At 64.6% G+C, this 15,226-nt stretch carries 19 protein-coding genes; 17 read left to right on the top strand and 2 right to left on the bottom strand.

All coding sequences use genetic code 11. The features are described from left to right. The first annotated feature begins 36 nt into the window (after window positions 1-36). The 14 genes from flgF (at window position 37) to arsH (ending at window position 11,897) form a co-directional block, all read left to right on the top strand. Entirely contained in the window at window positions 37-777 is a 741-nt protein-coding gene (flgF, locus tag GDR53_RS15385; RefSeq protein ID WP_332872347.1) for a flagellar basal-body rod protein FlgF, read from the top strand. Between the two features lie 15 nt (window positions 778-792). Beyond that, the gene (flgG, locus tag GDR53_RS15380) at window positions 793-1,578 is read left to right on the top strand and encodes a flagellar basal-body rod protein FlgG (protein WP_193335335.1); all 786 of its coding nucleotides are present in this window, start codon (window positions 793-795) and stop codon (window positions 1,576-1,578) included. Window positions 1,579-1,591: 13 nt separating this feature from the next. Then, window positions 1,592-2,536 (top strand): flagellar basal body P-ring formation chaperone FlgA, encoded by a 945-nt coding sequence (flgA, locus tag GDR53_RS15375; RefSeq protein ID WP_193335334.1) that lies wholly within the window; start codon window positions 1,592-1,594, stop codon window positions 2,534-2,536. Window positions 2,537-2,557: 21 nt separating this feature from the next. Continuing rightward, window positions 2,558-3,295, top strand: a complete 738-nt coding sequence (gene flgH / locus GDR53_RS15370) for a flagellar basal body L-ring protein FlgH (protein WP_193335333.1) — start codon at window positions 2,558-2,560, stop codon at window positions 3,293-3,295. Window positions 3,296-3,874: 579 nt separating this feature from the next. Continuing rightward, a complete protein-coding gene (locus GDR53_RS15365) occupies window positions 3,875-5,365 on the top strand; it encodes a carboxypeptidase M32 (RefSeq protein ID WP_193335332.1) in 1,491 nt (496 codons plus the stop codon). 261 nt (window positions 5,366-5,626) lie between these two features. After that, the gene (locus GDR53_RS15360) at window positions 5,627-7,234 is read left to right on the top strand and encodes an ABC-F family ATP-binding cassette domain-containing protein (RefSeq protein WP_193335331.1); all 1,608 of its coding nucleotides are present in this window, start codon (window positions 5,627-5,629) and stop codon (window positions 7,232-7,234) included. 96 nt (window positions 7,235-7,330) lie between these two features. Next, window positions 7,331-7,762, top strand: coding sequence for a curlin (locus tag GDR53_RS15355; RefSeq protein ID WP_193335330.1), 432 nt, complete (start codon window positions 7,331-7,333; stop codon window positions 7,760-7,762). Between the two features lie 70 nt (window positions 7,763-7,832). Continuing rightward, the gene (gene csgH, locus GDR53_RS15350; protein ID WP_193335329.1) at window positions 7,833-8,216 is read left to right on the top strand and encodes a curli-like amyloid fiber formation chaperone CsgH; all 384 of its coding nucleotides are present in this window, start codon (window positions 7,833-7,835) and stop codon (window positions 8,214-8,216) included. 115 nt (window positions 8,217-8,331) lie between these two features. Further along, window positions 8,332-8,751: a curlin gene (locus GDR53_RS15345; RefSeq protein WP_193335328.1), complete on the top strand. Its 420-nt coding sequence runs from the start codon at window positions 8,332-8,334 to the stop codon at window positions 8,749-8,751. An 88-nt stretch (window positions 8,752-8,839) separates the two neighbouring features. Continuing rightward, window positions 8,840-9,196, top strand: coding sequence for an ArsR/SmtB family transcription factor (locus GDR53_RS15340; RefSeq protein ID WP_193335327.1), 357 nt, complete (start codon window positions 8,840-8,842; stop codon window positions 9,194-9,196). Beyond that, window positions 9,189-9,716, top strand: coding sequence for an arsenate reductase ArsC (locus GDR53_RS15335; protein ID WP_193335326.1), 528 nt, complete (start codon window positions 9,189-9,191; stop codon window positions 9,714-9,716). Before GDR53_RS15340 ends, GDR53_RS15335 begins: the two co-directional genes overlap by 8 nt. Before the next feature lie 3 nt (window positions 9,717-9,719). Continuing rightward, entirely contained in the window at window positions 9,720-10,778 is a 1,059-nt protein-coding gene (gene arsB, locus GDR53_RS15330; protein ID WP_193335325.1) for an ACR3 family arsenite efflux transporter, read from the top strand. Further along, the gene (gene arsC / locus GDR53_RS15325) at window positions 10,775-11,197 is read left to right on the top strand and encodes an arsenate reductase (glutaredoxin) (RefSeq protein WP_193335324.1); all 423 of its coding nucleotides are present in this window, start codon (window positions 10,775-10,777) and stop codon (window positions 11,195-11,197) included. The genes arsB and arsC overlap by 4 nt, the downstream gene beginning before the upstream one ends. After that, window positions 11,190-11,897 carry an arsenical resistance protein ArsH gene (gene arsH / locus GDR53_RS15320; RefSeq protein ID WP_269802197.1) on the top strand — a complete coding sequence of 236 codons (708 nt, stop codon included), beginning with the start codon at window positions 11,190-11,192 and terminating at the stop codon, window positions 11,895-11,897. The genes arsC and arsH overlap by 8 nt, the downstream gene beginning before the upstream one ends. A gap of 76 nt (window positions 11,898-11,973) precedes the next feature. On the opposite strand, the gene dksA is transcribed toward arsH, so the two are convergent. Next, complete coding sequence (gene dksA, locus GDR53_RS15315) at window positions 11,974-12,393, bottom strand: RNA polymerase-binding protein DksA (protein ID WP_193335323.1); 420 nt, start codon at window positions 12,391-12,393, stop codon at window positions 11,974-11,976. A gap of 150 nt (window positions 12,394-12,543) precedes the next feature. Beyond that, window positions 12,544-12,963: a flagellar assembly protein FliX gene (locus GDR53_RS15310; protein WP_193335322.1), complete on the bottom strand. Its 420-nt coding sequence runs from the start codon at window positions 12,961-12,963 to the stop codon at window positions 12,544-12,546. Window positions 12,964-13,209: 246 nt separating this feature from the next. Between GDR53_RS15310 and GDR53_RS15305 the strand changes: the two genes are divergently transcribed. From GDR53_RS15305 to GDR53_RS15295, 3 genes are read left to right on the top strand one after another with little or no spacing between them, the layout of a single operon-like run. Then, complete coding sequence (locus tag GDR53_RS15305) at window positions 13,210-14,334, top strand: flagellar basal body P-ring protein FlgI (RefSeq protein ID WP_193335321.1); 1,125 nt, start codon at window positions 13,210-13,212, stop codon at window positions 14,332-14,334. Then, on the top strand, window positions 14,334-14,663 hold the full coding sequence (locus tag GDR53_RS15300; protein ID WP_193335320.1) for a rod-binding protein: 330 nt from the start codon (window positions 14,334-14,336) through the stop codon (window positions 14,661-14,663). Before GDR53_RS15305 ends, GDR53_RS15300 begins: the two co-directional genes overlap by 1 nt. Then, window positions 14,660-15,127 (top strand): flagellar protein FlgN, encoded by a 468-nt coding sequence (locus GDR53_RS15295; RefSeq protein WP_193335319.1) that lies wholly within the window; start codon window positions 14,660-14,662, stop codon window positions 15,125-15,127. Before GDR53_RS15300 ends, GDR53_RS15295 begins: the two co-directional genes overlap by 4 nt. The last annotated feature ends 99 nt before the right edge of the window (window positions 15,128-15,226 follow it).

Here is a 15,226-nt window from a genome sequence, read left to right as displayed (position 1 = left end):
GGCCGGTCTCGGAGATGTTAACACCGGGGATCAGCAATGATCGAAAATGCGCAACTGATAGGCCTGAGCCGGCAAATCGCGCTGCAGCGGCAGATGGATGTCGTGGCCAACAATATGGCCAACATCAACACGGCCGGCTTCAAGGCCGAAGACCTGCTGTTTGAAGAATTCGTCATGCCGGTGGCCCGCGACCAGGATTTCCAGTCCGGCGATCAGCCGCTGAGCTATGTGCAGGATTGGGCCACCATTCATGATCTCTCGGGCGGCGCCATGGTGCAGACCGGCAGCGAGCTGGATGTGGCGCTCAATGGCGAAGGTTTCTTTGCCGTGCAGACGCCGGCCGGCGAGCGCTGGACCAAATCCGGCGCCTTCCAGCTCGATGCCGGTGGCACGCTGGTCGACGCCAATGGCAATCCCGTGCTCGGCCAGGGCGGCCCCATCCAGTTCGGCCCGGAAGAAACCGGTATCCTGATCGGCAAGGACGGCTCGGTCAGCTCCAGCGCCGGCGCCAAGGGCAGCCTGCGCCTTGTCGAGTTCGACAATCCCCAGGCCCTGACCCGCGACGGCAGCAATCTGTGGGCCGGCGGCACCCCGGTGACCGCCACCGAGACCGGCGTCATGCAGGGCTTCATCGAGAAATCCAACGTCTCCGGCGTCACCCAGATGGCCGATATGATCCGCGTGCAGCGCGCCTATGAATCGGCCGCCTCGCTGGCCACCAAGCAGGACGAACTGCGCCGTTCTGCCATCCAGCGTCTTGGCGACGCCAACGCCTAACCCTGAGGACCGGCCATGAAAGCTCTCTATATCGCGTCGACCGGCATGAGCGCCCAGGAACGCAACGTTGAAGTCATCTCCAACAATATCGCCAACATGCGCACCACGGGCTACAAGCGCGCCCGTGCCGAATTCGAGGATCTGCTGTACCAGCAGATCAACCGCGCCGGCTCGCAGAGCTCGGCAACGGGCTCGGTCATTCCAGCCGGCGTCGAGATCGGCTCGGGTGTGCGCACCGTCTCCACCCCGCGCATCATGAGCCAGGGCAGTGTCAACATGACCGAGGGCGAGCTCGACGTCGCCATTCGCGGCGAAGGCTTCTTCGGCGTGCAGATGCCCGACGGCCGCACCGCCTATACCCGCGACGGTTCCTTCGAGCGCTCGCCCGACGGCGAACTGGTCACCTCCAACGGCTACCCCATCGATCCGGGCATCACCATTCCCGGCGACGCCACCTCGGTCGCCATTTCCCAGGACGGCATCATCTCGGCCTATGTGGGCACCGACAGCACGCCCGTCCAGCTTGGCCAGCTCCAGCTCGCCCGCTTCGTCAACAAGTCGGGCCTGGAATCGCTGGGCGACAACCTCTTCATGGACACCCCCGCCAGCGGCCCCGCCCAGATCGGCGTGCCCAATGCCGACGGCACCGGCAATCTGATGCAGGGCTACCTGGAAATGTCCAACGTCAACTCGGTCACCGAAATCGCCGACCTCATCGCCGCCCAGCGTGCCTACGAGATGAACGCCCGCGTCATCTCCGGCGCTGACGAGATGATGCAAGCCACCAGCCAGCTGCGTTAAGGGAGCTATCCAGATGATCATCCGCTCCGCTTTCGCCACGCTCGCCTTGCTGCTGCTCAGCGCCACCGCCTTGGCCGCCCCTGCGCTCAAGGGCGACATCACCGTAACCGCCGGCGTCATCACCGTCGGCGACATGTTCGATGAGCCCGGCCTTGCCGCCGAAGACGCCCTGTTCCGGGCGCCCAAGCCGGGCACGACCGGCAATGTCACCCTGCGCGACATCAAGGCCGCCGCCGCCCGTATCGGCATCGAGGCCTTTGAAAGCCGCGGTCTCGACAGCATCCGCGTCAGCCGCGCCGCCACCATGATCGGCCAGACCGACCTGGCCGAACTGATCCGTGCCGACCTCGCCAATCGCGGCATTCTCACCGCCGGCATGAGCGCCAATACCCAGTTCGCCACGGCCTTCACCGCGTTCAACGCCGCAGCTGTCGACACCCCCGCAAGCCTGACCAGTCTGCGCTATGCGCCAGCCAACGGCACCTTCACCGCGCGCTTTGCCATTGCCGGCTTCGACCAGCCGCTCGATCTCTCGGGCTCGATCGAGCTGATGATCGACGCGCCGCACCTGGCCACCAACACCACCGCCGGCACCATCCTCACCCCCGACAACATCGTCATGCGGCCGGTGCCGCTGCGCTTTGCCGAAGCCAGCGGCGTCGCCCGGCTGGAAGATATTGTCGGCAAGGCGCTCAGCCGCCAGAGCCGCGAAGGCATGATGCTCAAGCCTGCCGATCTCAGCACGCCCCTGACCATCGCCAAGAACGACGCCGTCACCATCTACTTCCGCCGCGGCCCCATGACGCTGACCGTCAAGGGCCAGGCCGTCACCGGCGCGGCGCTCGGAGCCCCGCTCCAGGTGCTCAACCTCATGTCCCGGCGCGTCATCAGCGCCACTGCCATCGCCGCCGGTGCCGTTGAAGTGAGCGCCGAACCGCTCGCTCTGGCCGGCCTCTAAAAGCTCTCAGGAGAACCCAAAATGACCATTCGCAAGCTCGCAACCCTCCTGACGCTGACCCTGGCTCTGGCCGGCTGCGGCACCATGGATCGCCTGGCCAATGTCGGCAACGCCCCGGCCCTGAGCCCGATCACCGATCCCACCACCACCGCCGGCTACCAGCCGATCAACATGCCCATGCCGCAGGCCATTGCCGATACCTACCAGGCCAATTCGCTCTATCGCACCTCGGCAAAGGGCTTCTTCAAGGACGAGCGCGCCCACCGCATCGGCGACATCGTCACGGTCATCGTCACCGTCAATGACAGCGCCAAGATCGCCAACACCACCCAGTCGAGCCGCAACTCCACCAATTCGGCCGGCATGGGCGGCATACTGGGCGGCATCGTCGACACCGCCTCGGCCGGTACCATCGACACCACCGATGCTGTCGACTTCAATTCCGGCATGGCCAATACCGGCAAGGGCTCGGTCAACCGCTCGGAAAGCCTGCAGACCTCGGTTGCCGCCATCGTCACCCAGGTCCTGCCCAACGGCAACCTGGTCATCGAGGGCCATCAGGAAGTGCGGGTGAACTTCGAAGTGCGTGATCTGGTCGTGGCCGGCATTGTCCGCCCCTCCGATATCCAGGCCAACAATACCATTCCCTCCTCCAAGATCGCCGAAGCCCGCATCGCTTACGGCGGCCGCGGCCAGATCACCGACGTGCAGCAGCCCCGCTATGGCCAGCAGGTGATGGACGCCATCCTGCCCTTCTAGGCAGGCTCCCCCTCCCCTTCCTGGCCGCACATTCCCCCAATGGTGCAGCCAGGCTCCCGGTCGCGCGGAAGCCGCGACCCGGCCACTTCCAGAACAGAAACGGCCCTCCCCAGAGGCGCAGCCCCCCGGCTGCGCCTCTTCCCTCTCAAGCAAGAAACCCGGCGCAGCCCCCCCGGGCTGCGCCTCTTCCTTTGTCCGCCTGCTACCTCGCAAAAAGCAGCGCAGGAACAGCGCCGTAAAGATGTAATCCCCGGCAGCGCCGATGCGATTATACTCATGCCATCACCCCACGCGGCGGCCTGCAGGCGAACAGTGGTGGGGTGGGCCGGGTGGAGGTTTTGCCTCTTCCACAGGTTCCGAGACGGCCGTGCGAGGACGAGCGATCCCGTGCCGCCGAACAGTTCCAAAAACCGGCGCCCCGAGGCGGTTTCCGTCTCATTTTTTAAATTTACCAGGGGCGAAACCCGCCTCGGGGCTCGCTGCCATGTGACAACCGCATCTTCAGGCGGCGCCTTGGCACGCTTGCTCCTCGGCCGTGCCTGTGGAACATCTCGGCGGTCCACTTTCCGGAGTCTGCCCGTGTCCTTCCAAAAACTCGACGACCTTGGCCGCAAGCTTGAATCCCTCGAGCACGCGCTGTCCATTCTGGGGGCCGACGAGGCCACCCATATGGCCGTCGGCGGCGGCGAGAAGCGCGCCGAGGCCATGGCCAACCTGGCCGGCATGTATCACGCCCAGGCCACCGCCCCCCAAATCGCCGACTGGATCGAGGCCGCCCGCCCCGAAAGCGAGGACCAGCGTCTGGCAATCGCCGAATTCAAGCGCCAATATGTCAGCGCCACCTGCCTGCCCACCGAATTCGTCGAGCGCAAGACGGCGGCCACCATGCGCTCCGAACAGCTCTGGCGCGAACTGCGCGCCAAGGGCGACTGGGACAGCTTCCTGCCCGCGCTCGAAGGCGTCATCGCCCTGGTGCGCGAGGAGTCCCAACTGCGCGCCGATGCGACGGGCCTGGCACCCTATGACGCGCTGATGGACCAGTACGATCCGGGCAACCGCACCGCCGAGCTCGATCCGCTGTTCGCCGATCTCAAGAACTTCCTCAAGGGCTTCGTGCCCGAGGCCCTGGCCGCCCAGGAAGCGCGCCTCGCCCGCCGCCCGCGCAAGAGCCTCAACGCCCCCTATCCGATCGAAAGGCAGCGCGAGCTGGGCCTTGCCGCCATGCGCGCCGTGGGCTTCGACTTCACCCATGGCTCGCTCGCCGTCTCGCACCACCCCTTCTGTGGCGGCGTGCCCACCGATGTGCGCATGACCACGCGCTACCGCACTGATGAATTCCTCTCTTCGCTGATGGGCGTGCTGCACGAGACGGGTCACGCGCTCTATGAGCAGGGCCTGCCCAAGGAGTGGTCGCACTGGCCGCTCGGCAAGGCGCGCGGCATGGGCATCCATGAGAGCCAGAGTCTCTTCGTCGAGATGCAGCTCGCCCGCAGCCCCGAATTCTGGCAGTTCGCTCTGCCTTTGGTGCATCAGCATCTGGGGCCCGATGCCATTCCCGGCTGGGAGGTCGCCGACGTGCTCAACGAGGTCAACTTCGTCGAGCGCGGCTATATCCGCGTCGATGCCGACGAGGTCACCTACCCGCTGCACGTCATCCTGCGCTACGAACTGGAGCAGGACCTGGTGACCGGCAAGCTCGAAGCCAGCCAGATCCCCCAGGCCTGGGACGCCAAGATGACCGAATATCTTGGCATCTCGACCATCAACGACCCCAAGGATGGCCCGATGCAGGACGTGCACTGGCCCGGCGGCGCCTTCGGCTATTTCCCCTCCTATACGCTGGGCGCCATGATCGCGGCACAGCAATGGGCGACCCTCGAACAGGCCCAGCCCAGCCTGCGCGCCGACGTCGCCCAGGGCGATTTCACCGGCGTCAACCAGTGGCGCAGCGAGCATATCTGGAGCCAGGGCTCGCGCTGTTCGACCCCCGAACTGATCACCAAAGCGACCGGTCAGCCGCTCAACGCGGACATCTTCAAGGCCCATCTCAGGGCCAGGTACCTGGCCTAGATCCAGCCCAACCCGCCACCCCACCCTCGGTCCCTCCCCATCGAGGGGAGGGAGGCGCTAGATCCGATGCCATTGTTCATCGTCTCCCTCCCCCTCGTGGGGAGGGATTAAGGGTGGGGGGCGTTTGGGCAAGCCCCCCCAACCTTGACATCTCCGCCACCTCCCCTATCTTTCCGCCACCCGCAGCACTGACCGGACGGTACCCAATGGATTGCACGATGACCGACTGCCTCACCCGCATCGCTCATCTGGAATCCGTCCATGCCCGCCTCCGTTTCCCTGCACCAGCTCTCCTGGTCCACGCCCGATAACCAGCCGCTTTTCACCGATCTCGAGCTCTCCTTCGGTCCGCACCGCACCGGCCTGATCGGCCGCAATGGCACGGGCAAATCCACCCTGCTTCGCCTCATTGCCGGACTTGTCCCCCCTGCCGCCGGATCGGTTACCCTTGCCGGAACGCTCGGCATGCTGGAGCAATCGGTACAAGTGGAACACGATGCTGCCGTCGCCGACCATCTCGGTGTTTCCCAGGCCATGGCTTTGCTCGACCGGCTCGAACAGGGCCTGGGCACTATCGAGGATGCCGGCGCGGCGGACTGGTCCCTGCCCGGCCGCATCGAGGCGGCTTTGCAGCAGGTCGGCCTGCCCCAACTCGCCCCCGAGCGACGCCTCGATACGCTCAGCGGCGGCCAGCGCACCCGCCTGGCGCTGGCCCGGCTGATCCTTGCCCAGCCCGACATCATCCTGCTCGACGAGCCCACCAACAATCTCGACGCCGATGGCCGCCAGGCGGTGGCCGACCTGCTCCGTTCATGGCGGGGCGCCGCCATCGTCGTCAGCCATGATCGCGCTCTGCTGCGCGAAATGGACGCCATCGTCGAGCTGACCAGCCTGGGCGCCCGCACCTATGGCGGCAATTGGGATCTCTACGCCGAACGAAAGGCACTGGAGCTGGCCGCGGCCGAGCACGACCTGGCCACCTCGGAGCGCAAGGTTGCCGAGATCGACCGCAAGCTGCAGGCCGTGGCCGAGAAGAAGGCGCGCAAGGACGGCGCCGGCAAGCGCCAGGCCGCGCGTGGCGGCACGCCCAAAATCCTGCTCGGCGGCAGAAAGGAGAATGCCGAAAACACCAGTGGCGAAAGCGCGCGACTGGCCAACCGGCTGCGCGGCGATGCCGCCGAGGCCGCCGGCGCCGCCCGCGCCGGGGTGGAAGTGCTCACGCCCCTTACGGTTTCCCTCATGCCCACCAACTTGCCCCAGGGCCGCAGCGTGCTGCAGGCCGATACGCTCAGCGGCGGCCCCGACAGTACCGATCCGGTCATCCGCGACTTTTCCCTGCAGCTTACGGGTCCCGAGCGCCTCGCCATCATCGGCCCCAATGGCTCGGGCAAGACCAGCCTGCTGCGCCTGCTCACCGGTGACCTGCCGCCCGTATCCGGCGCCGCCCGCATCCACGTCGCCTTCGCCCTGCTCGACCAGACTGTCAGCCTGCTCGACCCTGCCCTCAGCATCCGAGACAATTTCCGCGCTCTTAACCCGGCTGCCGACGAAAATACCTGCCGCGCGGCTCTGGCCCGCTTCATGTTCCGCGCCGATGCGGCACTGCAAGCCGTTGGCACGCTCAGCGGCGGCGAAACCCTGCGGGCGGGCCTCGCCTGCACCATTGGTGACAATGCCCCGCCGCAATTGCTGATCCTGGACGAACCGACCAATCACCTCGATATCGACGCCATCGCCCAGGTCGAAGCCGGTTTGCGCGGTTACGACGGCGCCCTGCTGGTGGTCAGCCATGACGCGGCCTTTCTCGACGCCATCGGCATCACCCGCACCGTCACGCTGGGCGCCGCGCCAATGCTGAACCCAGTCTGAATTGCAGGTTCAGGCTCGGTTCGGCGGCAGGGGACTATCTCTGGGGCATCGGCAAGAAGCGCTTCGCCGGGAGCGCAGCCATCCAGGAGAGCCACCATGAAGCGCACCATCATTACCACCGCGATCGCCGCCCTCATCGCCGTCAGCGCCGTCCCCACCATGGCCAATGATGTCTTCATCAATCAGTACGGCTTCAGCCAGAGCGCCGGCGGCAGCCAGACCGGCTGGTACAACCGCCTCGGCGTGCAGCAGCGCGGCAACTGGAACACCGCCACCGGCCGCCAGACCGGCGATCGCAATATCGGCGCCATCGGCCAGGAGGGCAATTACAACCGCGCCGAAACCATCCAGCGCGGCAACCGCAACGCTGCCGGCATCGGCCAGTTCGGCGACAACCACACCAGCGTCATCACCCAGGACGGCAATGGCAATATTGCTGCCGGCGTGCAGGTCGGCAATGGCTGCAACGCCAATGTCGTCCAGGGCGGCTCGGGCAATGTCACCGCCTTTGTCCAGGTCTGCGACTAATCCCCGCCCAGCGGAAACGGCATTACCCTTCGCCAGCTACGAACCATCGCCACCACAAGGAGTGACCCCCATGAGCCAGCTTACCCGCGCCCTGCCCCTGCTTGTCGGCCTGGGCCTGGCTGCAGCCGCCGCAACGGCCGGCCTGGCCGGCCCCGATGGCAGCACTGTTCAGTGCGAAATTGTCGAGCATAGCCAGAACGGCATGCGCACCATCGAGGCCATGGTCACCAGCCCCAAACCGGCCAGCGGCGACTATCGCCTGGTCCTTGAAAGTCGGGGTGGCGGCAATTCCTCAAACATCAGCCAGGGTGGCAGCTTCACCGTCCCAGCCAATCAGACCATTGCCGTCGGCCAGATGATGATCGGGGACGATGCACGCTACAGCGTTGATTTCTCGATCACCCTGGACGGACAGAGCATCGACTGCACACAGCCAGGCGCCCTCTTCACGTGAGGACCGCGGCCCGACCGGCGGCTGAACCGCAAATGAACGCCCCGCTCCAGACCGGTTCAGCCGCCAGCTCCTAAACTTCAGTCATCAGCCACACATGATCACCCGGAGACCTGCCATGACCACCAAGTTCATCAAAACCCTTGCTGTCGCCGCGGCAGCCCTGGTCATCAGTGCCGCGAGCCTGTCGACCCCTGCCATGGCTGATGGTCAGTTCAGCTTCAGCTTCGCCCCGCAGGGCGCGCAGGAGCAGCAGGTGCTCGGCCTCGGGCTCTTGGCGCTTGCTTTGGTCAATGGTGTATCCGAACCCGGCGCCACGGTACGGCAGAACGGCAATTTCAACAGCGCCGGCTTCAATCAGCAGGGCCGCAACAATACCGGCCTGATCGTCCAGGACGGCAATGGTCATCGGGGCACCATCGACCAGCGCGGCAATAACAACAATTGCGCCCTGTTCCAGTTCGGCAATAACAGCCAGGGCCAGTGCGGCCAGTTTGGCGACAACCAGTCGGGCGTGACCACGGTATTCGGCTTCTGAGCCGCACGGCACCGATCTGGCGGGGCCGACCGGCCTCGCCACCTGGCGCCTCTTTACAACAGTCCATTATATCGATAAATCCCGATATATGGAAACCAGCCACGCCATCGATGTCTTCACCGCGCTCTCGCAGGCTACCCGCCTCGACGCGTTCCGGCTCATCATGGCCCAGGAGCCGGACGGCCTGCCGGCCGGCGAGATCGCGCGCCAGCTCGATATTCCGCAAAATACCATGTCGACCCACCTGGCCATCCTGACGCGGGCCGGCCTGATCGAGGCCGACCGCCAGGGCCGTTCGATCGTCTATCGCGCCGTGCTTGAGCGGGTGCGCGAGATCGCCAATTTCCTGGTGCAGGACTGCTGTGGCGGCCGCCCCGAGCTCTGCAATCCCCTCATCGCCGATATCACCCCCTGCTGCACCCCCAAGGAGGCGCATCATGTCTGAGCGTGTCTATAACGTCCTGTTCCTCTGCACCGGCAACTCGGCCCGTTCCATCATCGGCGAAGCGGTGATGAACCATCTCGATGATAAGCGCTTTCGCGCCTTTTCGGCCGGCTCGCACCCTAAAGGTGCAGTGAACCCGATGGCCCTCGAAATGCTCGACAAAGCCGGCATCTCCACCGCCGGCCTGCGCTCGAAATCCTGGGAAGAATTCGCCGCTCCCGATGCGCCGACCATGGATTTCATCTTCACCGTCTGCGACGACGCCGCCGGCGAAACCTGCCCGATCTGGCCCGGCCACCCCATGACCGCCCATTGGGGCATCAGCGACCCGGCCTCCGTACCGCCCCCTGAATTCAAGCAGCGCGCCGCCTTCGAGGACGCCCTGCGCTTCATGCGCAACCGCATAACCGCCTTTGCCAGCCTGCCCCACGCCTCGATCGACCGGCTGGCACTCAAGGCCAGCCTCAAGACCATCGGCGCCATGGAAGGCTCCACCAGCAAACCTGCCAGCGTGGCCTGATCCATGTCCATCTTTGAACGCTATCTCTCGGTCTGGGTCCTCCTGGCCATCATTGCCGGCATCGGCCTCGGCCAGATCGTGCCGGGTGTCTTTGCCGGTCTGGCCGCCCTGGAGATCGCCCAGGTCAACCTCCCCGTGGCCATCCTGATCTGGGCCATGGTCTATCCCATGATGATTGCCGTGGATTTTGGCAGCCTGCATCGCATTGCCGAGGAGCCCCGGGGCCTGGTCGTCACGCTGGTGGTCAACTGGCTGATCAAGCCCTTCACCATGGCGCTACTGGGCGTGCTGTTCTTCAAGGGCATCTTCGCCGGCTGGATCCCCCCGGCCGATGCCGATGGCTATATTGCCGGACTGATCCTGCTGGGGGCCGCCCCCTGCACGGCCATGGTCTTTGTCTGGTCGCAGATGATCCGCGGCGACGCCAACTATACCCTGGTCCAGGTCAGCCTCAACGACGTGGTCATGGTCTTTGCCTATGCGCCCATCGTCGCCCTGCTGCTCGGCGTCACCGACATCGCCGTGCCGTGGGAAACCCTGATCCTCTCGGTGCTGCTCTATATTGTCGTGCCGCTTGCCGCCGGCATCCTCACCCGCCGCCTGCTACTGGGCGCCGACGGCTCCTCGACGCGCCTTGATGGCTTTATCGCCCGGCTCAAGCCCGCCTCCATGGCAGGCCTGATCGCCACGGTGGTGCTGCTGTTCGGTTTCCAGGGCAATGTCATCCTCGCCCAGCCGCTGATCATCGCCCTCATCGCCGTGCCCCTGCTGATCCAGTCCTACGGCATTTTTGCCATCGCCTATGGCGCGGCCTGGGCACTGCGCATCCCGCATCGCATTGCCGCCCCCTGCGCCATGATCGGCACCTCCAACTTCTTCGAGCTGGCCGTGGCCGTCGCCATCAGCCTTTATGGCCTGTCCTCGGCCGCCGCCCTGGCCACCGTGGTCGGCGTGCTGGTGGAGGTGCCGGTCATGCTTTCGCTGGTGGCGCTGGCCAACCGCACCCGCACGGCCTTTGACGACAATGCCGCCCGCAACCCCAAGGAAAAGCCGGCCCAATGACCGTCACCATCTATCACAATCCAGAATGCGGCACCTCGCGCAACACCCTGGCCATGATCCGCCAGTCCGGCGTCGCGCCGATCATCATCGACTATCGCACCAACCCGCCCAGCCGTACCCGCCTGCAGCAGCTGATCGCCGATGCCGGGCTCACCGTCCGCCAGGCCATAAGGCAGAAGGATACGCCCTATGCCGAGCTTGGCCTCGGCGATGCGGCGCTGGCCGATGATGCCCTGCTGGACGCCATGCTGGCACACCCCATCCTGATCAACCGGCCCTTCGTCGAGACCCCGCGCGGCGTGCGCCTGTGCCGCCCGTCCGAACTGGTCCTCGATATTCTGGAAAACCCGGAGATCGGCCCCTTCACCAAGGAAGACGGGGAAGTCATCATCGACGCCCAGGGCCGGCGCCTTGTCTGATCTGCCCAATATCCGTGACGCCGCCTTCGCCATCCCCGATCTGACCCAGCTCGCTGACCGCCCCACCGGTCACAAGCCGCGTATCCTGATGCTCTATGGCTCGCTGCGCGAGCGCTCTTATAGCCGCTTCCTGACCTTTGAAGCGCAGCGCCTGCTCGAGGCCTTTGGCGCCGAGGTAAAGGTCTTTCACGCCAATGGCCTGCCGCTGCCCAATGACGCGCCAGACACCCATCCCAAGGTCGTGGAACTGCGCGAACTGATGCTGTGGTCGGAAGGCCAGGTCTGGACCAGCCCGGAGCGGCACGGCGCCATGAGCGCAGTGCTCAAGGCCCAGATCGACTGGATCCCCCTGCCCGGCGGCTCGATCCGCCCCACCCAGGGGCGAACTCTCGCCGTCATGCAGGTGTCGGGCGGCTCGCAATCCTTCAATGCCCTCAACCAGATGCGCATTCTGGGCCGCTGGATGCGCATGGTCACCATTCCCAACCAGTCCTCGGTCGCCAAGGCATTTCAGGAATTTGACGAAGCCGGGCGGATGAAGCCCTCGTCCTATTATGATCGGGTGGTCGATGTGATGGAGGAACTGGTAAAGTTCACCCTCGTCAATCGCGGCATCGCCCCCTATCTCACCTCGCGCTATAGCGAGCGCAAGCAGGACGCCGAAAAGCAGGCAGCAGCAATCGATCCGGCCAAGGCATAGCCGGGATCAGGGCGGCTGTTCTGCAAACACAAAAGGGCCCGCATCGCTGCGGGCCCTTGAGAAATTTCGTCGCTCTCTATTCGTCGCGATAGACCTTTTCGCGGCGCTCGTGCATTTCCTGGGCTTCCAGGCTCAGCGTGGCAATCGGTCGAGCATCCAGCCGCGCCAGGCCGATCGGGTCGCCGGTTTCCTCGCAATAGCCGTAGCTGCCGTCTTCGATGCGCTTGAGCGCAGCATCGATCTTGGAAATCAGCTTGCGCTGGCGATCGCGTGTCCGCAGTTCAAGCGACCGGTCGCTTTCCGAACTGGCGCGGTCGGCCATGTCCGGATGATTCTGGTTCTCTTCCTGCAGGCTGTCCAGAGTCTCCCGGCTTTCGCGCAGGATATCTTCCTTCCACGCATTCAGCTTGCCGCGAAAATATTCGCGCTGGCGCGGGTTCATGAACGGCTCGTCGTCACTGGGCCGGTATTCAACTACTTCTGCAATCGAAGTCATCGGCAGACTCAACTCCAATGTGCCCCTGAACGCGCGTTATATGCGCGCTTGGCCACCCTCGCAAGCGCCGAAATTTGCTGTGATTAATATGCAAAATGCCTGCGCTGCAGGCGCATAGCCCACCATCAGCAACACTTTGATGACTGACTCTCAGGGGGCCGGATAGCGCCCGAGCTTGGCCAGTTCCACCCGGACCCGCAGGTCGATGTCGTCGAGCACGGAATCAAGCGCCGGCTCGGAGCGTTCGCGCACCTGGGCCAACATGGCGCTCAGGGCATCAAGACGCTCCGCGCTCACCTGCCCGACCAGCAGATCGGCCTTGATCTCATCAAGAGTATCGAGCAGCGTCCGGCCCCGCCGCAGCGCCTTCTTCTTGCCCTCGAGCGGTCCATCCACGGCCTGCAGCGCCAGGATGGCATCAATGCCGGTGGTGCCGGCTACTGGCGCCGATCCGGCCACGCGCGCCGGTCCGTCCGTCCCTGCAGGCACAAAGTCCGCACGGGTGCCCGAGCGGCCGGCTGAGCCGCTCTTGCCGACGCCGGTGGTGCGATTATTGGTGTCGATGCGCAAAAGCTGGACTCAAATCATCTTGATGATGTGCCGGCAAAATCTGCCGCAAACCCTTAACAAGGCTTTAACATACCCGGCAAGAATTGCTTGGTCACCGTCTGGCAACGGGCAGCGGCATCTAAACTCAGCGATAACAACGTTTAATATCAAATAGATAGACCATCCATAGCGAACTGGCACAGTTTTCGCAATGCAATGCCCGAATGCCACGCCATGGGGATGGTGCGGCCCAGATCGGGGACCAGCATGACCAGAACATTGATGCCAAGATTGATCCTGGCGGCGCTCTATACGGCCATGGCGCTGATCCCGAACGTCCCGGCCCAGGCCGCCGCCGCCCGTATCAAGGACATTGTCAGCTTCGAAGGCGTGCGCGATAACCAGTTGGTCGGCTACGGTCTCGTCGTCGGTCTTAACGGCACCGGCGACAGTCTCAACAATGCGCCCTTCACCAAGCAATCCCTGCAATCCATGCTGGAGCGCCTCGGCGTCAACACCGCCGGCGAGAATGTCCGCACCGCCAATGTCGCCGCCGTCATGGTCACCGCCAACCTGCCGGCCTTCGGCACACAGGGCACCCGCCTTGATGTGTCTGTGGCCGCTTTGGGCGACAGCGACAGCCTGCAGGGCGGCACCCTGCTGGTCACCCCCCTGCTGGCGGCCGACGGCGAGGTTTACGCCATTGCCCAGGGGCCGGTGCTGATCAACGGCTTCAGCGCCGGCGGCGATGCCGCCAGCATCGTCTCTGGTGTCCCCACCACCGGCCGCATCGCCTCAGGCGCCCTGATCGAGCGCGAGATCGACTTTCACCTGGGCGCCCAGACCTCGCTGCGCCTGGCTTTGCGCAACCCGGACCTGACCACGGCGCGCCGCATTGCTATGGCCGTCAACGACTTCATCGGCGCCCCCACCGCCACGCCGGAGGATCCGGCCACCGTGCGCGTGACCATTCCGCCTGGCTTCAACGGCAACATTGTCGACCTGCTGACCGATATCGAGCAGTTGATGGTGGAAACCGATCAGACAGCCAAGATCGTCATCGACGAGAATTCCGGCATCATCGTCATGGGCAAGGATGTGCGTGTTTCGAGCGTCGCCGTCGCCCAGTCCAACCTGACCGTCACCATTGCGGAAAACCCGACAGTGGTGCAGCCGAACCCGTTGACCAATGGCCAGACCGCCGTTGAGCCCAATACCCAGATCAATGCCAACCTCTCGGAAACGGCGCTCGCCGTCGTCGATGAGTCCGTCACGCTGCAGCAGCTAGTGGATGGCCTCAACGCCCTGGGCATTTCGCCGCGTGACCTGATCGCCATCCTGCAGGCCATCAAGGCTACCGGCGCCTTGCAGGCCGAAATCGAGGTGATCTGATGGATATCCTCAACGCCAACCGCCCCGACTCCAGCCTCACCCCGCGGCAGATCGCCAAGGTCCGCCAGCAGGCCGAGGAATTCGAGGGCGTCTTCCTCAATACCCTCACCAAGCAGCTCTTCTCCTCCATCAAGACCGATGAGTCCGTCATGGGCGGCGGCTTTGGCGAGGATACCTGGCGCTCGATGCAGGCCGAACAGATCGCCGACACCATGGCGCAGAATGGCGGCCTGGGCATTGCCGAACAATTGCTGCCCGACCTGCTCGCCATGCAGGAAGCGGCCAATAACCAGAACAATATCATGCCGACGACCGGAGCCTATAAATGACCGCTGCAGCCCGCCTCGCCGCCCTCGACAATCTGCCAGCCAACGAGCTGTGCCAGATGGCCGAATCCGCCCTGGCCGCCCTGGTCAATGTCATGAACCAGGAAACTACCCTGCTGCGCGCCGGTCACCTGCGCCAAGCCAGTGTACTCACGCCCGACAAGGCGCGGTTGGCGCAGGACTATGTCAGCTTCGCCCGCTCCGTGCAGCGCCAGACCGAACGGCTCAAGCGCGAAGCCCCCCAGGCCATCGATCGCCTGCGGCACGGACACGAGGCCCTAGCCACGCAGATGGCCGAGAACCTGCGCGTCCTTGCCACCGCCCGCACCGTCACCGAGGACATCCTGACCGATGTGGCGCGCATGGTCGGCCAGCAGGACAAGGCAAAGGCTTATGGTCGCGCCGGCACGATAACAGCAGACCCAGCCAATTCTGCGCGGGGAATTGCAGTCAACCGCGCCCTTTGACTCGCATCATTTTGACTCAACTTTAAGCAAACCAAGTAATCGATTCTAAAATCCTTTGTCGCAACGCTATTCGATGGCATTTTGTTGATGCGAGGATAG

This window comes from Devosia beringensis (assembly GCF_014926585.1).
In the GTDB taxonomy this organism is placed as follows: Bacteria; Pseudomonadota; Alphaproteobacteria; order Rhizobiales; family Devosiaceae; genus Devosia; species Devosia beringensis.
The sequence above is the reverse complement of the archived record's forward strand: the minus strand, read 5'-3'. Positions and strand labels throughout refer to the sequence as shown.